Origin of the sequence: Enterobacter quasimori (assembly GCF_018597345.1) — a bacterium.
GTDB lineage: Bacteria > Pseudomonadota > Gammaproteobacteria > Enterobacterales > Enterobacteriaceae > Enterobacter > Enterobacter mori.
Map to the genome: position 1 here is coordinate 726,381 of NZ_JAHEVU010000002.1, position 22,121 is coordinate 748,501.

23 protein-coding genes and 1 riboswitch are annotated in these 22,121 nt (G+C 54.9%); of the genes, 11 read left to right on the forward strand and 12 right to left on the reverse strand.

What is annotated here, in order from left to right:
- Positions 1–25: 25 nt before the first annotated feature.
- Positions 26–1,399, reverse strand: a complete 1,374-nt coding sequence (locus tag KK102_RS11740) for an MFS transporter (protein WP_214605549.1) — start codon at positions 1,397–1,399, stop codon at positions 26–28.
- A 178-nt stretch (positions 1,400–1,577) separates the two neighbouring features.
- Between KK102_RS11740 and kdgR the strand changes: the two genes are divergently transcribed.
- Complete coding sequence (gene kdgR, locus KK102_RS11745) at positions 1,578–2,369, forward strand: DNA-binding transcriptional regulator KdgR (protein ID WP_010432655.1); 792 nt, start codon at positions 1,578–1,580, stop codon at positions 2,367–2,369.
- A gap of 65 nt (positions 2,370–2,434) precedes the next feature.
- Here the strand turns inward: kdgR and KK102_RS11750 are convergent, their stop codons facing one another.
- Positions 2,435–2,674 carry a YobH family protein gene (locus KK102_RS11750; RefSeq protein WP_029485125.1) on the reverse strand — a complete coding sequence of 80 codons (240 nt, stop codon included), beginning with the start codon at positions 2,672–2,674 and terminating at the stop codon, positions 2,435–2,437.
- Between the two features lie 159 nt (positions 2,675–2,833).
- Between KK102_RS11750 and mgrB the strand changes: the two genes are divergently transcribed.
- The 7 genes from mgrB to rlmA all read left to right on the forward strand — a co-directional run bounded on the left by mgrB (position 2,834) and on the right by rlmA (position 8,067).
- Positions 2,834–2,977 (forward strand): PhoP/PhoQ regulatory lipoprotein MgrB, encoded by a 144-nt coding sequence (mgrB, locus tag KK102_RS11755; protein ID WP_089598207.1) that lies wholly within the window; start codon positions 2,834–2,836, stop codon positions 2,975–2,977.
- 74 nt (positions 2,978–3,051) lie between these two features.
- A complete protein-coding gene (locus KK102_RS11760; RefSeq protein WP_216357643.1) occupies positions 3,052–3,342 on the forward strand; it encodes a YebO family protein in 291 nt (96 codons plus the stop codon).
- A 23-nt stretch (positions 3,343–3,365) separates the two neighbouring features.
- A complete protein-coding gene (locus KK102_RS11765; RefSeq protein ID WP_216357644.1) occupies positions 3,366–4,355 on the forward strand; it encodes an MBL fold metallo-hydrolase in 990 nt (329 codons plus the stop codon).
- Positions 4,356–4,881: 526 nt separating this feature from the next.
- Positions 4,882–5,025: a DUF2627 domain-containing protein gene (locus tag KK102_RS11770; RefSeq protein ID WP_052302290.1), complete on the forward strand. Its 144-nt coding sequence runs from the start codon at positions 4,882–4,884 to the stop codon at positions 5,023–5,025.
- A 12-nt stretch (positions 5,026–5,037) separates the two neighbouring features.
- A complete protein-coding gene (gene cspE, locus KK102_RS11775) occupies positions 5,038–5,247 on the forward strand; it encodes a transcription antiterminator/RNA stability regulator CspE (RefSeq protein WP_001062678.1) in 210 nt (69 codons plus the stop codon).
- A gap of 218 nt (positions 5,248–5,465) precedes the next feature.
- On the forward strand, positions 5,466–7,184 hold the full coding sequence (ftsI, locus tag KK102_RS11780; RefSeq protein ID WP_126545421.1) for a peptidoglycan glycosyltransferase FtsI: 1,719 nt from the start codon (positions 5,466–5,468) through the stop codon (positions 7,182–7,184).
- Between the two features lie 67 nt (positions 7,185–7,251).
- Positions 7,252–8,067 (forward strand): 23S rRNA (guanine(745)-N(1))-methyltransferase, encoded by an 816-nt coding sequence (gene rlmA, locus KK102_RS11785; RefSeq protein ID WP_126545420.1) that lies wholly within the window; start codon positions 7,252–7,254, stop codon positions 8,065–8,067.
- Here the strand turns inward: rlmA and mntP are convergent.
- From mntP to manX, 5 genes are all read right to left on the reverse strand, one after another.
- The gene (gene mntP / locus KK102_RS11790; protein ID WP_126545419.1) at positions 8,064–8,630 is read right to left on the reverse strand and encodes a manganese efflux pump MntP; all 567 of its coding nucleotides are present in this window, start codon (positions 8,628–8,630) and stop codon (positions 8,064–8,066) included. The genes rlmA and mntP overlap by 4 nt on opposite strands.
- Before the next feature lie 9 nt (positions 8,631–8,639).
- Positions 8,640–8,830: riboswitch (yybP-ykoY riboswitch) on the reverse strand.
- Between the two features lie 197 nt (positions 8,831–9,027).
- The gene (locus tag KK102_RS11795) at positions 9,028–9,486 is read right to left on the reverse strand and encodes a DUF986 family protein (RefSeq protein WP_126545418.1); all 459 of its coding nucleotides are present in this window, start codon (positions 9,484–9,486) and stop codon (positions 9,028–9,030) included.
- 56 nt (positions 9,487–9,542) lie between these two features.
- Complete coding sequence (locus KK102_RS11800) at positions 9,543–10,394, reverse strand: PTS mannose transporter subunit IID (RefSeq protein WP_006810994.1); 852 nt, start codon at positions 10,392–10,394, stop codon at positions 9,543–9,545.
- A 12-nt stretch (positions 10,395–10,406) separates the two neighbouring features.
- Positions 10,407–11,207 (reverse strand): PTS mannose transporter subunit IIC, encoded by an 801-nt coding sequence (gene manY / locus KK102_RS11805; RefSeq protein ID WP_008500490.1) that lies wholly within the window; start codon positions 11,205–11,207, stop codon positions 10,407–10,409.
- A gap of 47 nt (positions 11,208–11,254) precedes the next feature.
- On the reverse strand, positions 11,255–12,217 hold the full coding sequence (gene manX, locus KK102_RS11810; RefSeq protein ID WP_126545417.1) for a PTS mannose transporter subunit IIAB: 963 nt from the start codon (positions 12,215–12,217) through the stop codon (positions 11,255–11,257).
- A gap of 461 nt (positions 12,218–12,678) precedes the next feature.
- Between manX and yoaE the strand changes: the two genes are divergently transcribed.
- The gene (gene yoaE / locus KK102_RS11815; protein WP_008500492.1) at positions 12,679–14,238 is read left to right on the forward strand and encodes a CNNM family cation transport protein YoaE; all 1,560 of its coding nucleotides are present in this window, start codon (positions 12,679–12,681) and stop codon (positions 14,236–14,238) included.
- A 6-nt stretch (positions 14,239–14,244) separates the two neighbouring features.
- Here the strand turns inward: yoaE and KK102_RS11820 are convergent, their stop codons facing one another.
- The 4 genes from KK102_RS11820 to pabB form a co-directional block, all read right to left on the reverse strand.
- Complete coding sequence (locus KK102_RS11820) at positions 14,245–15,843, reverse strand: EAL domain-containing protein (protein WP_216357645.1); 1,599 nt, start codon at positions 15,841–15,843, stop codon at positions 14,245–14,247.
- A gap of 130 nt (positions 15,844–15,973) precedes the next feature.
- A complete protein-coding gene (sdaA, locus tag KK102_RS11825; RefSeq protein WP_008500494.1) occupies positions 15,974–17,338 on the reverse strand; it encodes an L-serine ammonia-lyase in 1,365 nt (454 codons plus the stop codon).
- A gap of 185 nt (positions 17,339–17,523) precedes the next feature.
- A complete protein-coding gene (locus KK102_RS11830) occupies positions 17,524–18,102 on the reverse strand; it encodes a CoA pyrophosphatase (RefSeq protein ID WP_045908238.1) in 579 nt (192 codons plus the stop codon).
- A 6-nt stretch (positions 18,103–18,108) separates the two neighbouring features.
- Positions 18,109–19,434, reverse strand: coding sequence for an aminodeoxychorismate synthase component 1 (gene pabB, locus KK102_RS11835; RefSeq protein WP_216357686.1), 1,326 nt, complete (start codon positions 19,432–19,434; stop codon positions 18,109–18,111).
- Between the two features lie 61 nt (positions 19,435–19,495).
- Here pabB and KK102_RS11840 point away from each other — a divergent pair, with 61 nt between their 5' ends.
- A complete protein-coding gene (locus KK102_RS11840) occupies positions 19,496–19,678 on the forward strand; it encodes a YoaH family protein (RefSeq protein ID WP_008500497.1) in 183 nt (60 codons plus the stop codon).
- Between the two features lie 6 nt (positions 19,679–19,684).
- Here the strand turns inward: KK102_RS11840 and KK102_RS11845 are convergent, their stop codons facing one another.
- Positions 19,685–20,029 (reverse strand): RidA family protein, encoded by a 345-nt coding sequence (locus KK102_RS11845; protein WP_216357646.1) that lies wholly within the window; start codon positions 20,027–20,029, stop codon positions 19,685–19,687.
- A gap of 133 nt (positions 20,030–20,162) precedes the next feature.
- Between KK102_RS11845 and KK102_RS11850 the strand changes: the two genes are divergently transcribed.
- Positions 20,163–22,073, forward strand: a complete 1,911-nt coding sequence (locus KK102_RS11850) for a DNA repair helicase YoaA (protein ID WP_216357647.1) — start codon at positions 20,163–20,165, stop codon at positions 22,071–22,073.
- Positions 22,074–22,121 lie beyond the last annotated feature (48 nt).

The window sequence follows — 22,121 nt, forward strand, 5'->3', positions numbered from 1 at the left end:
CGGAGAGTACTCCGCCCGGCTTTTTTTATGCCTTCACGCCGGGCTGGGTAACCCGAAGTCCGCTGATAATGGCCGCGAGGGTAGCCAGGAACCCTGCGGTCAGGAGCGCAACGTGGTTACCATTCTGCCCGGCAAGGTTAAACATCAGCGCAACCAGTGCAGCACCGGTACTTTGACCCAGCAGGCGGGCCGTGCCGAGCATGCCGCTGGCTCCTCCGCTGCGATGGCGCGGTGCGGACGTGATAATGGTGTGATTGTTCGGCGACTGGAACAGACCAAAACCCGCACCGCACAGGATCATGCGCCAGATAATATCCAGATCCGTAGGCGATGAGGGAAGCAGAGCCAGGGCAAACAAGCCGGTTGCCATCACCGCCAGCCCGATTGCACCCAGCAGTCCGGCATGCACGCGTTCGATCAAATATCCGGCCAGCGGCGCCATCACCATCGTCGCCAGCGGCCATGGCGTTAACAGCAGCCCGGTTTCAACCTCAGAACGACCGACCACGCTCTGCAGGAAGAAGGGCAGGGAAACCAGCGCCAGCATCTGGGCACAGAACGAACAGATCGAGGTGCAAATAGACAGTGAAAAAAGAGGAATACGCAGCAGGTCTACCGGCAGCAAGGGTACCGGCAGTGCAAGCTGGCGACGCACAAAGAAGAAGCCTACAACCAGCAGAGCGGCAAGTTCTGCGCCGGTAAGCGCTAACGACTGACCCTGGGCAAACCCGCTCAGAGCAGTGATCAGCAGGCCAAAGGTCAGGGCATTCATTACCGCACTGGGCAGATCAAAGCGGGGCATGGTGCTTTTCGGGCCATTGCCAGGGAGATAGCGCAGGGCAAAGACGATCGCGACGATGCCGAGCGGCACGTTGATGGCGAAAAGCCATTGCCAGGAGGCGACAGAAAGAATGGCCGCCGCAATAGTCGGTCCGGCGGCAGAAGAGACCGCGACAATAAATGAGTTGATCCCCATACCGCGTCCTAAATGGCGCTGAGGGTAGATTAAGCGGATCAGCGCAGTGTTGACGCTCATCAGCGCCGCGCCGCCAAAACCCTGGGCAATACGGGCTATCGTCAGGGTGTGCAGCGAATCTGAAAGGGCACAGAAGAGCGACGTCAGGGTAAAAACCACCAGCCCGCACTGATAGACCCGGCGGTAGCCGAACATGTCGCCCAGAAAAGAGAACGAAAGCAGCGAAACCACGATGGCTATCTGGTAAGCGTTGACGATCCAGATAGAGCTGGCGGGGGAAGCCTGCAGATCGCTGGCAATCGTTGGCAGGGCAACGTTAGCAATGGCACCGTCGAGAACGGCCATGGAAATGCCGATGATAATCGTCGCAATAGCGCCGTAACGCTGGGGCAAAGGCAGACCATCGGAAAGGATTTTTTGCATTATGGATGAATAGCTCGGTAGGAAATTATTCTCAGGGTAACTATTTTAGCACTGTTAATTCCGTTTTATGTCGCAGATTTGTAACGAAGTAAACGAGGATTGATTGCAGCTAGCATGACGGGAATTTATAATAAAAACCGGTTCTGATTTTTATAAAACACTCTCCATGAGGTGATAAATGGCAATTGCAGATTTGGATAAGCAGCCAGATTCTGTTTCTTCCGTGCTGAAGGTGTTTGGCATCTTACAGGCGCTCGGAGAAGAGCGTGAAATTGGTATTACAGAGTTGTCGCAGCGTGTGATGATGTCGAAAAGCACCGTTTATCGCTTTTTGCAAACCATGAAGTCACTGGGCTATGTTGCGCAGGAAGGCGAATCTGAAAAATACTCGCTGACGCTGAAGCTGTTCGAACTGGGTGCACGTGCCCTGCAAAACGTTGATCTGATCCGCAGTGCGGATATTCAAATGCGCGAACTCTCTCGTCTGACAAAAGAAACTGTCCATCTTGGCGCACTGGATGAGGACAGCATTGTTTACATCCATAAAATTGATTCCATGTATAACCTGCGCATGTATTCGCGCATTGGTCGCCGTAACCCGCTTTACAGTACCGCCATTGGTAAAGTACTGCTGGCATGGCGCGACCGTGAAGAGGTGGAACAGATCCTCTCTGGCGTGGAATACAAACGCAGCACGGAGCGTACCATCACCACCACCGATGAGCTATTAGCGGTGCTGGATAAAGTGCGTGAGCAGGGATACGGTGAAGATAACGAAGAACAGGAAGAAGGGCTGCGCTGCATTGGCGTCCCCGTGTTCGACCGCTTCGGTGTTGTTATTGCCGGCCTGAGTATCTCGTTCCCGACGCTACGCTTCTCCGAAGAACGCCTGCATGAGTACGTGGCTATTCTTCATACCGCCGCGCGTAAAATTTCTGAGCAGATGGGCTATAACGATTATCCGTTTTAACCCTGGCAGGGATAAAGAAAACGCCGCATTTTGCGGCGTTTTTCATGGATGCGGTTGAGCGATGTTTAGCCGTTATCAATCACAACGGACGATTTACGCAGGACAGGGCAGTTGGTCAAACCGATGATCCCACTGTCCGAGTGGATGTACTGCGCAGTACTCATTCCCTGGGCTGTCAGATATTTACACTTGATACCTAAACCTGCGGCGTTTTCGGTGCTCCCCACAAGCACGCCATATCCGGTTAACAGAAGGCCAGTCCAGAGAACGGCCAGTGCAATAATAGTTCGAATGATTAAATGCATCATTACCTCTTTATCGTTGTTGTCATGCATTTAGCCTAACCTGTTTACTCAGTGAAACAAGTGCACGATTCCGAAAAGAGTTTGATGAGGGTACAGTTAGACGCTGTTTAAGATAGCCGTGATAACCTGGCTGCCTCGGGTCATAAAACGGAGAGTGGAGTGAAAAAAATACGCTGGGTAATTCTGGTTATCGTGTTGGTGGCATGTGTGGTGCTGTGGACACAGACTATCAACGTGATGTGCGATCAGGATGTACAGTTTTTTAGCGGCGTTTGCGCAATCAACAAGTTTATTCCGTGGTAAGACGCATTTTTTCCTAAGGTCATTTCCTTCCTTCGCGCCAGTGGTAAAATGGGCGTTTTTATTGAGGTGGTGAAATGGGTGAGTTAATGAATTCTGGGCTGCTAAATCTGGCGTCCCTGATGGTCTCGTTGATTATTCTGGTCGCAGGACTGGTCATTTGGTTTTTCGTCAACCGCGCCAGCTCGCGCACGAACGAACAAATTGAGTTGCTTGAAGCGCTGCTCGATCAGCAAAAGCGCCAGAATGCGCTGCTGCGCCGTCTGTGCGAAGCAAACGAACTTGAAGAGAAAGAAGTCCCTAAAGAAGCGGTCGTTGCAGACAAAGAAGACGAAGACGATTTTATCCGTCTGGTGGCCGAACGATAACCTGTTGCTCGCGGGAGGTGGCCGTGGTCTGGAAAAATCCCTGGTATGACCCCTCCCGGATCCATCACACGCCGAATGGCTTTCGCAATACTGCACCCGTAGGACATCAGCCCGGCGATGTTGAGCGCTGGCGTAAGGCGCGGAAAGCTGCAGGTTTACCCAAACCGCCTGCGCTGGGATATGACGATTTCATACGCCAGTGGTGGCAACCGGTTGAGCTGAAACAGCCACAAGGCGACGGGGTCTGGTGGCTTGGACACGCGAGTCTGCTGGTGCAGATGGACGGCAATACCATTCTGACCGACCCGGTCTTTTCGCGACGCGCTTCTCCGCTTCCTTTTGCAGGACCGGTGCGCAAAACACCTCCCGCACTGTCTGTTGAGCAACTTGTACAGCTTGATGCAGTGGTTATCTCGCATAATCACTACGATCATCTCGACGACGCAACCATTCGCCGTATCCTCAAACGTTTTCCTGACGTAATGCTGTTTGTTCCCTTAGGTCTGGCAGACTGGTTTCGCCGCCGCGGAGCCAGGCACATCGTACAACTCGACTGGTGGCAGAGCATGACCTGGCAGGGAATCACCCTGACGGCCGTTCCGGCGCAGCACTGGAGCATGCGAACCCCCTGGAACCGGAATCGATCCTTATGGTGTGGTTGGGTCTTTGAGGGAAGAAAGCACCGTTTTTGGTTCAGCGGTGATACGGGTTATTCGCCGGAGTTGTTATCGATACCCGAACGTCTGGGCAAAATTGACGCCGCCGCGTTGCCGATTGGCGCGTATGCACCAGAATGGTTCATGGCGGTCCATCACATGGACCCGCAATCTGCCGTGGCGTTATGGCAGCAGCTCGGCCAACCCCTGGCCTTTCCCATCCATTGGGGCGTGTTTGAGCTGGCAGATGAATCCCTTGATGAACCCGTCCAGGCGTTAACTCAGGCACTTAATTATGTAGCAGCGGTTAATAATTCCTTCAGGATACTGAAAATTGGCGAATATTTATCCTTTTAAACAATGCGCGTAACAGTTGCATATATTTTGTATTTATAGCCCTTCACGATTGTTTTATTTTTATCGAAACGTTTTGCTTGCCTTGTTTTGAGGCAGAGTCATAAAAATTTCATTATTTTGGTGCATCATATTCTTTATTCACTGGTGATTTTTAATGCAGTGCCAGTATGTTTATTAACATCAAATATGCATTGTCCATTACCGGCGCGTTGGAATGATTTGAGCATAAGTTTTCACAAAATGTTCTAACTCAATCAACGTTATAAAGAAAGTTGTCCCTGTCTCTGGACGGCAAGAAATGTATGGTCTATGGTAAAAAAGTCTTAGATAACAGCGCTTGCGGTAATAGCGCAGTGGCGGTGTAAAGAACACACGTTGTCCATGATCGTTGCGCATTAGCGTGCAGATCATACCAGGACAGTGTTTGAATTTGTGCGGCGGATCGAGACACGTTTAAAAATGGCTTGCCATATTAATCGTTGTGTGTGATAACACGTTTTGGGTCAAACGAGGTACAGTTCTGTTTATGTGTGGCATTTTCAGTAAAGAAGTCCTGAGTAAACACGTTGTCGTTGAATACCGCTTCTCTGCCGAACCTTATATTAGTGCCTCATGCAGTAATGTCTCAGTTTTATCTCAGTCAAGCCTGCGGGCTAAGAAAACACTCTAAGGAATTTTGCAAATGGCAAAGATTAAAGGTCAAGTTAAGTGGTTCAACGAGTCTAAAGGTTTTGGTTTCATTACTCCTGCTGACGGCAGCAAAGATGTGTTCGTACACTTCTCTGCAATCCAGGGTAATGGCTTCAAAACTCTGGCTGAAGGCCAGAACGTTGAGTTCGAAATTCAGGACGGCCAGAAAGGCCCAGCTGCAGTTAACGTAACTGCTATCTGATCGAACCACTGCTGACTGAAGTGCCTGGCGCTTCAATCTCAGACATAAAGCCTCGCGCATCGCGGGGCTTTTTTATTCTCTTATCTTTCAAAATATTACCATTCCACTGCTTGTTAGTAACTTGTTGCAAAGCTACGAGGTTATTAGCATTGTTTACCCTCCTTCAGAACGGTTTTTCTCGTTAAATCAGGGCGTTGATCAACAGCCCTGAGGCTCAGGTGAAAAAGAAAACCATAATGACCACCGGAAACTTCACTCCGGCGCGTTTTGCTCTGCTTTGTTTTGCTATTTTTTGCAGTCTGGCTTTTTTGCTGGGGCGGGTGGCCTGGCTGCAAATCGTTAAACCTGACAATCTGGTTAAGCAGGAGGACATGCGCTCGCTGCGTGAGGTCGCCATTGATGCGCCGCGCGGAATGATCGTGGACCGCGAGGGCAGGCCGTTGGCGGTGAGTGTGCCTGTCCGGGCGGTATGGGCCGATCCTAAAACGGTACTGGCAAAAGGTGGCGTAGGGTTTGACGACCGCTGGCAGGCGCTGGCCAATGCGCTGCATCTCTCGCTGAGCACGCTGTCGTCGCGCATAAACAGCAATCCGCAGGGACGGTTTATTTACCTGGCCCGTCAGGTCGATCCTTCACAGGCGCAGTGGATAGACAAACTCAACCTGCCGGGCATTAATCTACGCGATGAATCCCGCCGCTTTTACCCTGCAGGACATGTGGCGGCCAATCTTATTGGCTTTACGAATATAGATGGACAAGGAATTGAAGGTGTTGAGAAAAGTTTCAATACCCAGTTGATGGGCAAGCCTGGCGTCCGACAGGTGAGGGAAGACCGCTACGGGCACGTGGTTGAAAATCTGACGGAAGTGGCCCCCGTGCCTGCCCATAACATTCAGCTGAGTATTGATGAGCGTCTGCAAACCATCACCGAAGACGCGCTCGATAATGCGGTGGCGTGGAATAAAGCCGAGTCGGGGGCGTCGGTATTAATCAATATCCAGACGGGCGAAATTCTTGCGATGGCAAGCTATCCGGATTTTAACCCTAATAATCGCGAAGGGGCGACGTTAAATGATTTCCGTAATCGTGCGATCAGCGATACCTTCGAACCGGGTTCGACCGTCAAACCGCTGGTGCTGATGACGGCCCTGCAGCAGGGGCTGGTACAGCCGGACAGCGTGATTGACACCCGCCCGTACATGCTTGACGGGCACCGTATCCGCGATGTGGGTTACTACCCGGAACTGACGATGACCGGTATCCTGCAAAAATCGAGCGATACGGGCGTGTCACGCCTCTCTCTTGCGATGCCGGTCCAGCACCTCATCGATACCTATAGAAACTTTGGTTTCGGCACAAATACTGGCCTTGGCTTAACTGGGGAAAGTGCGGGGCTATTGCCACAGCGTAAATTCTGGAGCCAGCTCGACAGAGCGACGTTTGCATTCGGCTATGGGCTGATGGTAACGCCGCTTCAACTGGCGCATGTTTACGCCACTATCGGTAGCTTTGGTCTTGAGCGTCCACTCTCTATTACCCGCATTGACCCTCCCGTTATGGGCCATCGGGTGATGTCAGAGGCGATTGCGCATGAAGTCGAACACATGATGGAAAGCGTTGCGCTGCCGGGTGGCGGCGGTGTTAAGGCCGCCGTACGTGATTATCGCGTGGCGGTGAAAACCGGGACAGCGAAGAAGATTGATGACAGCGGGAAATACGTCGATAAATATGTCGCCTATACCGCTGGCGTTGCGCCTGCCAGCGATCCGCGCTTTGCGCTGGTGGTGGTCATTAACGATCCTCAGAACGGTGCCTACTACGGCGGTGCCGTCTCTGCGCCGGTGTTCAGCGAAATTATGGGCAACGTGCTGCGTCTGGAGAATGTGAGACCGGATGGTCTACCGGCGGATTCTGACCACCTTATCGTCATGCGTTAACCAGGCGTTTATAAGACGGGCGAATAGCGGTACACTTCGCCCTTTGGTTTATGCCCCCGGAGTTGTCATGTCCTTCAGTTGTCCCCTTTGCCATGCGCATCTGCTGCGCTCAGAGAAAAGCTTTACCTGTCCGCAGGGACATCAGTTTGATATGGCGAAGGAAGGGTACGTGAATCTTCTCCCTGTGCAGCACAAGCGCTCCCGCGATCCGGGGGATAGTGCAGAGATGATGCAGGCGCGCCGTGCGTTTCTGGATGCAGGACACTACCAGCCGCTTCGGGATACGGTCGCACAGGTACTGGCGCATCACCTGCCTGATAATGCTACCGCTGTGCTGGATATCGGCTGTGGCGAAGGCTACTACACGGCAACCTTTGCAGAGATTGCCCGCGAGAAGGGCGCAGAGACTTTTGGCCTGGATGTCGCAAAAGTGGCGATTCGCGCGGCGGCAAAACGCTATTCTGCCGTAACGTTTTGTGTGGCATCCAGCCACCGGCTGCCGTTTGACGACGCCAGCATGGACGCCATTATCCGCATTTATGCTCCCTGCAAGGCGGAAGAGCTGGCGCGCGTGGTGAAACCGGGTGGCTGGGTGATCACCGTCACGCCCGGACCACGACATCTGATGGAAATGAAAGGGTTGATTTACGACGAAGTGCGTTTGCACGCGCCTCACTCTGAACAGCTGCCGGGTTTTATGCTGCAGCAGGAACACACTGTGGCGTATGAAATGGATCTCAAAGGGGAGGAGGCCGTAGCGTTGCTGCAGATGACGCCCTTCGCGTGGCGGGCAAAACCAGAGGTGTGGGAAACGTTATCAAAGCAGACCGTTTTTCGCTGCCAGACTGATTTCAGCATCCACGTCTGGCAGCGCGAGGTTTAACCGGCGAAGTGCGCCCAGAGAATTTGAGCGCCAATACCGATCAACACGATACCGCCCAAGATTTCGGCTCGCTTGCCCAGCAGCGGGCCGATAAACCGACCCACCATCATCCCCAGCGTTGACATAATCAACGTAGCGCAGCCGATGGCCAGTGCAGTAGCAACAATATTGACCTGCAGGAATGCCAGACCGACGCCGACCGCCATGGCATCGAGGCTGGTGGCAATCGCCGTGGTGACCAGCAGCCAGAAGCCGTGGCGATGCTGTGGCGCATCATCTTCATCGCTGTTACCGCGAAAACCTTCGATGACCATTCTCCCCCCCAGGAACACCAGCAGGACGAACGCAATCCAGTGGTTCCATTCCAGCACGAACTGGCTGGCGAGCATCCCCAGACCCCAGCCAATAAGCGGCGTTAGCGTTTCGATAGCACCGAAAATCAGGCCGGTACGCAGGGCTTCAGAGAATTTAGGTTTGTGGAGCGTGGCGCCTTTGCCGATGGAAGCAGCAAATGCGTCCATGGACATGCCAAAAGCAAGGAGGATCGTAGCGGAGATGTTCATAACAGCGTCCAGACCGGGGATATCCATATGACACATCACTGCCCCCAGTAAACAGCAGTTGATGTATCTATGGTCTCGCCTGATCGCAACACACCTGAAATGTGCTGAAAGCGATCCGTACGCGCCACGTTTTTCAACGAGTATGTTGACACGTACATTTCCTGATAACAGGAAATCGGCTACTCCCCAACGACGGGCGCAACCTTAACATATTTTGAGAATATAAAACAACAACGAAGCAGGCTTAATTTAGCTGCTTTTCTGATAACGATTTTCATTTAGATTTATGCGTGAAAATATCGTTAATAAATATAAGTTAAGATGATGGTGGATATAGCAACGGCTATATTGTCTGCACGCGAATATCGTACTTTATAGCCGATGCTATAATAATAACCTATTGAGTTTTAAGGAGTAACCGGGAGATCTTTTCAAGGTCATCAATATTTCTGACCCGAATCAGCAGACGACGCTGTTCTAATTGCATCACTAACACACCGTCTTCGGATAAATTCATCTCTTTAATGCGGTTATATTCTATCCAGACATTGGCGAAGAAGAATCCGTGTTTTTTAAAAATGATTTTTGGCGAGCGGATCCAGAACAGGTAAATTGCCATTAATGCCAGCGCACATAATAACCATGTGGTTAATAGCGCACCGTTGCTGGTTACGTTGTTGTAGATCAGAATGACGATGAGGCCTGCGAAGATGAAGCCATCAACGCGCCCGCGTCGCAGAAGGGGAAGGGAAAGCAGCGTCTCGCCGTGACGGCGGGGCATGATGAACTCGTCATAGATCGCGTAAGCCATAAGGGCAACAATAAACAAAACCAGTACGATGTCCGTGACAGTCATTCATCCTCCAGATAAAAAGACCGGGGGCAAGCCCCCGGCCTAAAGCATTGTGAAACTTACAGGCCCAGCAGACCGACGGCGTAGCCCGCGATACCGATGACGAAGAAGCCAACGATGATCCACAGCGGGTTCACTTTCTTACGCAGCAGCCACATACAGGCGAAGGTCAGCAGCAGCGGTACCAGGCCCGGCATCAGCTGGTCCAGAATCGTCTGCACGGTGGTCACACGCGTCTGACCATCCTGACCGGTGATGGTTGAGACCACCAGCGGGATGTTCACGTGCGTCCACTTGTTAACCAGCGCCCCCATCACAAACAGGCCGAGAATTGACGCCCCCTCGGTCAGTTTCTGCAGGAAGCCGCCGCCCATGTCCTTAACGATGTCTACCCCTTTACGGTAGCCGTAAGCCACGCCGTAGTAACGGGTCAGCAGGCGAACTGCGTTGAAGAGGATGAAGAACAGCAGTGGGCCAAGCAGGCTGCCGCTCATCGCGATACCGGCACCCAGTGCCGCAAAGACCGGACGAACGGTACCCCAGAAGATCGGGTCGCCGACACCGGCCAGCGGTCCCATCAGGCCGACTTTGATACCGTTGATAGCACCATCGTCAATCTCTGCGCCGTTCGCACGCTGCTCTTCCATCGCCAGCGTTACGCCCAGTACGGGGGCCGCAACGTAAGGATGAGTGTTGAAGAATTCCAGGTGACGCTTAATCGCCTGACGACGCGCTTCGTTGTTTTCCGGGTACAGGCGTTTAATTGCCGGTACCATGGAGAAGCAGAAGCCCAGCGCCTGCATACGTTCGAAGTTCCATGAACCCTGGAACAGGTTAGAACGAATGAACACGCCACGAATATCACCCGGAGTGAGTTTTTTCTCAGTGGTAGTTTTTGTCATATCAACCATTTCGCTCACCTGCTAGTCCAGTTCGTTATCGAGATCGTTGTTACCAGCAGCCTGCGCTGGGGCACCCGCGACGCGGTTATATTTCGGGCTGAGCTGGATGTAAAGAATCGCCATCACTGCACCAATCACACCCAGCGCAACCAGGTTGAAGTTGGTGAAGGCGGCGGTCACGAAGCCGAGGTAGAAGAACGGCATCAGGTAGCCTGCGCGCATCATGTTGATGACCATCGCGTAACCGACAACCACGATCATGCCGCCCGCGATGTTCAGACCGCCGGTGACCACTTCTGGAATGGCGTTCAGCATGCTCTGGACTTCACTCGTACCGACAGAGATCGCCACGATAACCGCCGGGATCGCGATACGCATCGCCTGCAGGAACAGGGACGACACGTGGATCCAGGATAGCGCCGTCAGGTTGCCGTTTTCGGCCGCCTTATCCGCCGCGTGCTGGAAGGCAACGGTGATGGTACGCACGATGATGGTCAGAACCTGGCCTGCTGCAGCCAGCGGGATCGCCAGGGCGATACCGGCACCAATACTCTGATGACCGGCGATAACCAGAACGGTCGAAATGATAGAGGCCAGCGCGGCATCGGGCGCAACCGCTGCACCAATGTTCATCCAGCCGAGGGCGATCATTTCCAGGGTACCACCGATGATGATACCGGTTTTCATATCACCGAGAACGGCACCGATCAGCGTACAGGCCACCAGCGGACGGTGGAACTGAAATTCATCAAGTACGGATTCCATACCCGCAATACATGCGACGACGAACACCAGCACAATCTGAAGAGTGGTAATCTCCATTGTACTTCTCCTATTGCATAAGCTTTATGTGAAAAACCGGCGCGGGCTTATTTCCCAACTTTGCCGATCAAATCCATCATTTTCAGTTTCTGATCCGTGGAAACCTTGCGGGCTTCCAGCTCAATACCGCGTGCATTCAGCTTGTTGAATGCCTCAATATCTTTTTCATCAACCGAAATCGCGTTGTTGACCTGCGTTTTGCCCTGACGGAAAGCCATACCACCAATGTTTACGGAGGTGATTTTCACGCCGCCTTCAACAATGCGCTCGACGTCTGTTGGGTTAGTGAACAGAAGCATCACGCGCTCGCCAGCATATTTCGGGTTGTTGTACACGCGGATCATCTTGGCCACATCCACCACGTGCGCGGTAACGCCTGGAGGGGCAACCTGAGTCAGAAGGGTTTTACGTACGGTATCCGCAGCCACTTCGTCACTGACGACGATGATGCGGCGAACGTTGGTCTCTTTGGTCCAGCGTGTCGCCACCTGGCCGTGGATTAAACGGTCATCAATACGCGCAAGGCCGATGACCATATAATCGTTCGGGCCCATCGGTTTTGTCGGTGCCGCCGCTTTCGGTGCCGCCGCAACCGGGGCAGGTTTTTCAACCGGTTGCGCTTTCAGCGCCTTAACGCCTTCACGCCCGGTTTCCACCGCCAGGGCCACCAGCTCATCGAAGCTCGGGTTGTCGTCGCGCGCCATGAAGGTTTCCACCAACATTGGGATATTCACCCCGGCGACAACCTCGTAGTGCTCTTTATCGACGACAATGCGGCTGGCAGCATTAAACGGGCTGCCGCCCCACGTATCGACGAGAAACAGCACGCCTTTGCTGGTATCCAGCTTCGCGAGTTGAGCGTTGTACTTCTCTATCAGCGTCTCGGCGTTTTCACCGGGAACGAAATCGATCCAGCCGACGTTTTCCTGCTCGCCCAACAGCATCTCTGCCGTCTTGAGTAGCTGCTCAGCAGCCCAACCATGTGTGCCTATGACAATAGCAATGGTCACTTGCTACCTCCTTTTATTATCATTAATACGCCTGTCGGGCAGACGTACTGAGAATCGTATTGGCGAACCGAATCGATTCAGATAAGGGTTAGAGTTAAATTAACTAAGACTTCCGCGAATTATTTTAGACAGTGAAAAAATAATTTATGTGATGAAGATCCGTAATTTAGCTTTCGCAATACAGAAAAATCTCAACAGAAATTGAGTCTTATTGCGTTTTTGCAAAGGAAAGTAAATCTTTGCTAAAAAGACGTTATCTCTGATATGTTTAGCCTCCGTTTAATTGTTCAGGAGTACAGGGCTACAGCCCGCTATATGGACCGTCACCGACGTCAGTTATCTTCCAGGCCATTCCGCGCCTTTTTCACCGGCGATCCTCGCCAGATCTCGTCTCTGTTTGCCTCTGTTTTGCCTACATTGAGTGGGGCACCGTTTTGTCATTCCTTTAGCAGGAGCTTGTCATGGAATTCTTAATGGACCCGTCAATCTGGGTAGGATTGCTCACGCTGGTCGTACTGGAGATCGTTCTCGGTATTGATAACCTGGTGTTTATCGCCATCCTTGCAGATAAGCTGCCGCCAAAACAGCGTGATAAAGCGCGTCTGATTGGACTCTCGCTGGCGCTGGTCATGCGACTGGGGCTGCTCTCCGTCATCTCGTGGATGGTCACGCTGACCAAACCGCTATTCTCCGTCATGGATTACACCTTCTCCGGCCGTGATTTGATCATGCTGATCGGGGGGATATTCCTGCTCTTCAAAGCGACGACAGAACTTCACGAGCGGCTGGAAAACCGTCAGCACGATGATGGGCACGGTAAAGGCTATGCCAGTTTCTGGGTGGTGGTGCTGCAGATCGTGGTGCTGGATGCGGTCTTCTCGCTGGATGCGGTGATCACGGCGGTCGGCATGGTAAACCATCTGCCGGTCATGATGGCAGCGGTGGTTATTGCGATGGCGGTCATGCTGCTGGCGTCGAAACCGCTGACGCGTTTCGTGAACCAGCATCCAACGGTGGTGGTACTGTGTCTGAGCTTCCTGCTGATGATTGGTCTGAGCCTGGTGGCGGAAGGCTTTGGCTTCCATATTCCGAAAGGCTACCTGTACGCCGCGATTGGCTTCTCGATCCTGATCGAGCTGTTCAACCAGATTGCGCGCCGTAACTTTATCAAGCAGCAGTCAAATCAGCCGCTGCGCGCCCGTACCGCAGATGCCATTCTGCGCCTGATGGGCGGTCGTCGTCAGGTGAATGTGCAGTCTGATTCCGAAAACCACAACCCGGTTCCGGTCCCGGAAGGGGCGTTTGTGGAACAGGAACGCTACATGATTAACGGCGTGCTCTCTCTGGCCTCCCGTTCGCTGCGCGGCATCATGACGCCGCGCGGGGAGATCAGCTGGGTCGATGCTAACCTGAGCGTCGATGAAATTCGCCAGCAGCTGCTCTCTTCACCGCACAGCCTGTTCCCGGTATGTCGTGGTGAACTGGATGAGATCATCGGCGTGGTGCGGGCGAAAGAGATGCTGGTCGCCCTGGAAGAGGGCGTTAACGTCGAAGCCGTTGCTGCTGCATCGCCTGCGATTGTGGTGCCGGAAACGCTGGATCCGATCAACCTGCTCGGGGTGCTGCGCCGCGCTCGCGGTAGCTTTGTTATTGTCACCAACGAGTTTGGCGTGGTGCAGGGGCTGGTGACACCGCTGGACGTGCTGGAAGCGATCGCCGGTGAATTCCCGGATGAAGACGAAACGCCGGAAATTGTTGCCGATGGCGAAGGCTGGCTGGTTAAAGGTACCACCGACCTGCACGCGCTCTCGCACACGCTGGGGCTGGAAAACGTGGTCAACGATGAAGAAGACATCGCGACCGTTGCCGGTCTGGTCATCGCCGTAAACGGCCAGATCCCGCGTGTTGGCGATGTGATCGAGCTGCCGCCGCTGCACATTACCATTGTCGAAGCCAACGACTATCGCGTTGATATGGTCCGTATTGTTAAAGAACAATCTGCCCACGACGAAGATGAGTAAGTCTGCTTAACGCAGCGGCATTAAGGGTACGATGTGCCCGTTATGACGCGCTGGCGGGGGAGCACTTCCCGCCAGCCAGTCTGGAAAGTCCCGTAGCGGCATCGGCCGCGCATAGAAAAAGCCCTGCAGGACTGGAACGCCGTGACGGCGTAAATAGCGCGCCTGCTCTTCCGTTTCGACCCCTTCCGCAACCAGCTCGATATTCAGCCGCTGGCCCAGTGCAATGATCATGTCCGTCACCGTTGAATTCACGGCATCCGTGCCAATGGCGGTGGTAAAGGACTGGTCAATTTTCAGGACGTCCGGATGCAGCTTTTCAAGCCAGGAGAGGGAGCTGTTCCCGGTGCCAAAATCGTCGATAGCGAGCTTCACCCCTTTGCGATGCAGTTCGCGCACGATGCGATAATCAGCGTCCAGCAGCGCATCCCGTTCCGTGAGTTCAATCACCAGCTGCTGTCGCGGATTGGCGCTGAACCAGAGACGATTCAGGTCCTGTACCAGTACAGCGTGGCGGAAATGGCTGGCTGCAACGTTAATGCCGATGTGGAAACCGGCGCTGGACGGGAAGTAGCCTATCTGGCGCACCGTTTCGGCGATGACATAGCGGGTCAGGGGGACAATCTGGTTATGTTCTTCTGCCAGAGGGATAAACACCTCCGGGGTGATCCAACCCTGACGGGGGTTATTCCAGCGCAGCAGGATCTCAACGCCCGTGCACGCCTGGGTGCGGGCATTCACCAGCGGCTGGCAGAAAAGCTCAAATTCCCGCGCCGCAATGCCCATATCGATCTCCCACGTAAAGCTCATCCGGTTTGCCGTCGCCAGCCAGGCGAGATAGCCCAGCAGCAGGCTGAGCATCAGCCCCAGCGGCAGCTGGGCGGGCAGGCTTTTTAAGGCTAACTCACCGGGGCCAGGTCCGCTGACCGTAATGGTGAAAGGATTTCGGGTTGATGATTGCTGGAAAAGGGCGCTGTCTTCATCAAACGTCAGGCTGTCGGTGACGCGTTGACCGTAGCGTAAAAAACGATCGCCGACTGTCAGCACCACGTCATTAATGAGCGGACGCTGGGGCTCGAGGATCATTCTGGCGATCAGGTCGATATTAATAATCTCGACGACGCCTTCTTCACCGTCCTGGGAGACGGGATACCACTGGATCAAAATAGGGCTGCCCTTAAGCAGCCACTGGTCGGTCGATAAAATCAGCTTCGCCGTGCTGGCGGGGAGTTCCTGAAGGAAGTCACGAACAGGCTCGCTGCGGCTGCCGAAAATACTCGAACAATACAGGATACCGTCTTTAATCAGGGCGATAGAACGTACCGTCTGCAAAATGGCGGCCTGTTGTCGCAGCGCCAGCTGCACCTGCGGGCAGGGCTGTCCCACCAGCGGCTGCAGCACGTTGCGGTGGTTTTCCAGCGAAAGCAGAACGTTATCAAGGGCGCGAACGGTATGGCTGGTAAAATCGAGGATCCGCTGTTGGTTAACGTTGCGCTGGGAAATAAAGCGAATGCCCAGCGTCAGGATGAGCGTGAGGAGCGCAACCGTCACACAGACGATAACGCGTTTTCGGCGATAGTTTTTAATGATCGTTTGTGCAGTTTGCATGAACGGTCGCCTGATAAGCCACCAGCCACAAAAGCCGGACGCAACAGTGAAAGTGTAGTGGGGAAAGCAGAAGGAGACGAGGAAGAAGAGGGAAATTCGCCCATCCGTTGCAGATGGGCGAAAGGCAGTATTAGTCGCACTGCACCTTAATGGCCAGACCACCACGGGACGTCTCGCGGTATTTCGCGTTCATGTCTTTGCCCGTTTCGTACATGGTTTCAATCACCTTATCCAGCGATACGCGAGGTTCGCTGGTACGGCGCATCGCCATACGTGAGGCGTTGATGGCTTTCACCGAGGCAATCGCGTTACGCTCAATGCACGGCACCTGCACCTGGCCCGCGACCGGATCGCAGGTCAGACCGAGGTTATGTTCCATACCGATTTCAGCCGCCACGCAGACCTGCTCAGGGCTTGCACCCAACAGCTCTGCCAGACCCGCCGCCGCCATGGAGCAGGCCACGCCGACTTCACCCTGACAGCCCACTTCCGCACCGGAGATGGAGGCATTCATCTTGTACAGCGCGCCGATGGCACCTGCTGCCAGGAAATAACGGATATAGATGTCCGGCGTCACGGGCTCAATAAAGTGGTCGTAATACGCCAGCACCGCAGGAACAATGCCGCACGCGCCGTTGGTTGGCGCTGTCACGACGCGGCCACCGGCGGCGTTCTCTTCGTTAACCGCAAGTGCAAACATATTCACCCAGTCGACCACGTTCATCGGGTCGTTGGAGAATTTGTCCGTGGTCACCAGCATACGGCGCAGAGCAGAGGCACGACGCGGCACGCGCAGCGGACCCGGCAGAACCCCTTCGGTGTTCATCCCGCGATCGATACAGGCGCGCATGGTTTGCCAGACGTTGGCAAAATAGTCTTCAATCTCTTGTTTACTGTGCAGGGCCAGTTCGTTCTGCATCACCATGCCAGACAGGGAAAGACCGGTCTGTTTGCAGTAACCCAGCATCTCGGTCGCCGATTTGAACGGGTACGGTACGCTGACGTCGCCGACGCTGTCTTTGCCAAAATGCTCTTCATCCACGATGAAACCACCGCCGATGGAGTAGTACGTTTTGCTGTAAATCTCTTTTTCACCGCTATAAGCGTGAATGGTCATGCCGTTTTCATGCAGCGGCAGGTTGTCGCTACGGAAACGCATGCCGTCATCCTGCGGAAAATCGACTTCCTGCTGGCCGTTTGCCAGCAGCAGGCGGCCGCGTGTTTCCACGTCGCGGATGAATGCCGGGATGGCATCAATATCAACGGTATCCGGCATATTGCCTGCCAGACCCATAATAATGGCGATATCGGTGTGGTGGCCTTTACCCGTTAATGACAGCGAGCCGTAAACATCCACGGCGACACGGGTAACGCTTTCCAGTAATCCTTTTTCGACCAGATCATCGACGAACTGTTTACCGGCCTTCATCGGGCCAACAGTATGGGAAGACGAAGGGCCAATTCCCACTTTGAACATGTCGAATATACTAATCACTTTCACACTCCTGACAGGGTTACCGGGGTTCCAGTAACGATGTTATAACTGCGCATAGTGTAAGAGGGAACACCGACCTCGGCTTAACTATTCACATGAATTAAACTAATGGTTAACGATGGGTTTTGCTAATAGCGCGACGCAGATCGCAAACCTGGCAGAAGAGGGCGGAATGTAAAGTATAGTCAAGGCTTCAGGCCGATTTGCAACGCCAGCTCACGAATAATGCCCGCCGTCATGCCCCAGACAAAATAATGCTGATACCAGGACAACCAGACCCGATGGTCATGCCCACGACGCTGAATATCCAGCGGGTGATAACGACTCAGTCGGAGGGCTTCATCCAGCGGCATTTCAAACACCGCGGAGACTTCATCGACGCTGGCGTGATACTGTAGGCCCGGCGGGATAATGCCGACCACCGGCGTGACCTGAAAACCGGTGACGCTGTCGACGGGCGGCAGCACGCCGATGACCTCAACGGCCTCCGGTGGAATGGCAACCTCTTCCTGCGCTTCGCGCAGCGCGGCGGCAATCAGCGAGGCGTCGGAACTGTCTACCGCGCCCCCCGGAAAAGCGACCTGACCCGCGTGCTTGCGTAAATGGGCGGAACGCTGGGTGAGCAGCAGGCCCGGCTGCGCGCGACGCACGACCGGGATCAGCACGGCCGCCTGACGTTGATTCAGCGCTTCGCGGTTGACCTGCGGTCGTAATAGCTGAAAGCGAGATAAAAAGTCATCCAGCGTCAGATTCTCTTTTTCCACCCGTGTTTACTCCAGTTGTTTCAGGATACGGTTAACTTTATCAAAGGTTTCCTGATATTCCGCATCGACCTGGCTGTCGGCAACAATGCCGCCCCCGGCCGAACAGTAAAGGTTTCCGTTACAGGCGGTCAGCGTGCGAATGGTGATGCTGGTATCCAGCGTGCCGCACAGGCTGATATAGCCGATGCTGCCGCACCAGGCATTGCGGCGGTGGGGCTCCAGCTCATCAATGATCTCCATTGCCCGCACCTTGGGCGCACCGGTGATGGAGCCGCCCGGGAACGCGGCGCGCAGAAGATCGCAGGCCGTGCGCGAGTCAGGCAGCCGCGCGGTAATGGTGCTGACCAGATGATGCACCGCCGGGAAAGGCTCAACGACAAACAGTTCCGGCACGCGGACGCTGCCCGGCACGGCCACCCGGCCAATGTCGTTACGCATCAGATCGACAATCATCAGGTTTTCGGCGCGGTCTTTTGGCGAGGCGGCCAGTTTTTCCGCCTGCTGGCGATCGGCATCAGGATCGGCAAGGCGTGGAAGCGTGCCCTTAATCGGGCGGGTTTGAATGGTGCCCTCGGCCAGATGAATAAAACGCTCGGGCGACAGGCTGAGGATCGCCCCCTGTTCCAGACGCACAAAGGCGCTGAACGGTGCCTTATTGCTGGCATTAAGGCGGGTAAACGCCTGCCACTCATCTCCCCGATAGGTCGCCTCGAAGCGCTGGGCGAGGTTAACCTGATAGCAGTCGCCGCTTTGCAGATACGCCTGAACGCGCGAGAATTTTTCGCCATACTCCGCGGCGCTCATGTTGGAGCGCCAGCCGGAGGTCAGCGTAAACGTCTCTGCGGGTGCAGCCTGTTGCGCCTCAAGCCAGGCCAGACGCGCCTGCACGTCACGATGGCTCAGCAGGGAAACCGTTTTTTTCTGGTGATCGACAATTAACGCCCAGTCATACAGCCCCACGGCCATGTCGGGCAGGGGGATATCAGCCTGCGCATGCTCGGGCAGCGTTTCGAAACGGCGACCCAAATCGTAGCCAAACAGGCCCAGCGCGCCCCCCTGAAAAGGAAGGTCCGGGTTGGGTGTGGCAGATAAGCCCAGCGCGTCAATGTCGTGCTGAAGCTGCACCAGCGGATCGTCCGTCAGCGACAGGTCATCGGTTGTCAGCGTCTTCAGCGGATCGGCGACCAGAATATCAAAGCGGCTATAGGGATGGTCCGCATGACCGGAGTGCAGCAGCATCGCAAACGGAAGATGGCTCAGGCGGGCAAACCAGTATTCAGCGGCGTCTGTCCGCCAGGTCAGGGTAATAACAGTGGGGAAGCGCATGTTCATGTGTGGCATACTACCGGGCAGCGTGAAATAATTAGCGCGAATAATTTAGCAGGAGTTGACGATGTTTGCAGGTTTACCTTCTCTGAGCCATGAACAGCAGCAGAAAGCGGTTGAGCGAATTCAGGAACTGATGTCCCAGGGGATGAGCAGCGGACAGGCGATTTCCCAGGTGGCGGAAGAACTGCGCGCCACGCATACCGGCGAGCGGATCGTGGCGCGTTTCGAGGATGAAGATGAAGAGTGATCGGGCTTAAACTGCCGCGATAATCTTAATCTCTACCTTGTATTCCGGCTTCATCAGCGTGGCCTGTACGGTGCAACGTACAGGCGCGTGACCCGCCACCACCCACGCGTCCCAGGCTTTGTTCATTTCCGCGAAGTCATCTTTGTTTGCCAGGAAAATCGTCGCATCCAGAATGCGGGATTTGTCGCTGCCCTGTTTTTCCAGCACCGCGTCAATCTGCGCCAGGGTATTGGCCGTCTGCTCGAACGCATCCGCGTCCAGGTTAGCCGGGACGCCGGTGTAGTAGAGCGTCTGGTTATGGATCACCACATCAGACCAGCGGGCTTCGGCATCAATGCGCACAATTGTCATAAACGTTTCCTCGTTATTTTTCGTCGTCAGGCGGCAAGACTGCCATATTGTTCATCCGTCGTCACTATTTGGGGTGGCACATGAGTGGATGGGCTGACATAATCCCTGTGCAAAAATACAGTGAGAGAGCACCGTGGCAGACGATTTTTCCCCTGAAGGTCAATTAGCGCAGGCTATCCCCGGCTTCAAACCCCGTGAACCTCAGCGTCAGATGGCGCACGCCGTTGCGCACGCTATCGATAAGGCTCAGCCGCTGGTGGTCGAAGCCGGAACCGGCACGGGTAAAACCTATGCTTACCTTGCTCCGGCGCTGCGCGCGAAGAAGAAGGTGATTATTTCCACCGGTTCGAAGGCGCTGCAGGATCAGCTCTACAGCCGCGATTTGCCCACGGTGGCGAAAGCGCTGAAATACAAAGGGCGTCTGGCTCTGCTGAAAGGGCGTTCTAACTACCTTTGCCTTGAGCGTCTCGAGCAGCAGGCGCTGGCGGGTGGCGATCTGCCGGTACAGACGCTGAGCGACGTCATTATCCTTCGGTCATGGGCGAACCAGACCGAAGAGGGGGACATCAGCACCTGCGCGAGCGTGCCGGAAGACTCTCCTGCCTGGCCGCTGGTGATCAGCACCAACGATAACTGCCTCGGCAGCGACTGCCCGCTGTACAAAGACTGCTTCGTGGTGAAAGCGCGCAAAACGGCGATGGACGCCGACGTCGTGGTGGTAAACCATCACCTGTTTCTCGCGGATATGGTGGTCAAGGACAGCGGTTTCGGCGAGCTGATCCCCGAGGCTGACGTGATGATCTTCGATGAAGCGCACCAGCTTCCGGATATCGCCAGCCAGTACTTCGGTCAGTCGCTCTCCAGCCGTCAGCTGCAGGATCTGGCGAAAGATTTCACCATCGCCTATCGCACCGAATTAAAAGATACCCAGCAGCTGCAGAAGTGCGCCGACCGCCTGGCGCAGAGCGCGCAGGATTTCCGCTTACAGCTCGGCGAGCCGGGCTATCGCGGTAACCTGCGCGAGCTGCTGGCGGACAAAAATATCCAGCGCGCGCTGCTGCTGCTCGATGATGCCCTGGAACTCTGCTACGACGTGGCGAAACTCTCGCTTGGACGCTCCGCGCTGTTAGATGCGGCGTTTGAACGCGCCACGCTGTATCGCGGGCGGCTCAAACGGCTGAAAGAGATTAACCAGCCGGGTTACAGCTACTGGTACGAGTGCACCTCGCGCCACTTTACCCTGGCGCTGACGCCGCTGACGGTGGCGGATAAATTTAAAGAGGTGATGGCGCAAAAGCCGGGAAGCTGGATCTTCACCTCGGCAACCCTGTCGGTGAATGACGATCTGCACCACTTCACCGAGCGCCTCGGCATTGAGCAGGCGGAATCGCTGCTTCTGCCCAGCCCGTTCGATTACGAAAAACAGGCGCTGCTCTGCGTTCCCCGTAATCTGCCGCTGCCGAACCAGCCGGGTGCGGCGCGTCATCTGGCGGCGATGCTAAAACCGATGATCGAGGCCAATAACGGCCGCTGCTTTATGCTCTGCACCTCCCACGCCATGATGCGCGACCTCGCCGAGCAGTTCCGCGCTACGATGACGTTGCCGGTGCTGTTGCAGGGCGAAACCAGCAAAGGCCAGCTGCTGCAGCAGTTCGTCAGCGCCGGTAATGCCCTGCTGGTGGCGACCAGCAGCTTCTGGGAAGGGGTCGACGTGCGCGGCGATACCCTCTCGCTGGTCATCATCGACAAGCTGCCGTTTACCTCTCCGGACGATCCGCTGCTCAAGGCGCGGATGGAAGACTGCCGCCTGCGCGGAGGCGATCCGTTTGACGAAGTCCAGCTGCCGGACGCGGTGATTACCCTCAAGCAGGGGGTAGGGCGTTTGATCCGCGACGTCACCGATCGCGGCGTGCTGGTGATCTGTGATAACCGACTGGTGATGCGCCCTTACGGCGCCACCTTCCTCGCCAGCCTGCCGCCCGCGCCGCGGACGCGGGACATAAAACGCGCGGTGCGTTTCCTGGCAAACCCAACGGCGGAGTAATTCGCCCCGGAATGTGCTAAGATGCGCGCCATTTTGTGACTGACCCTT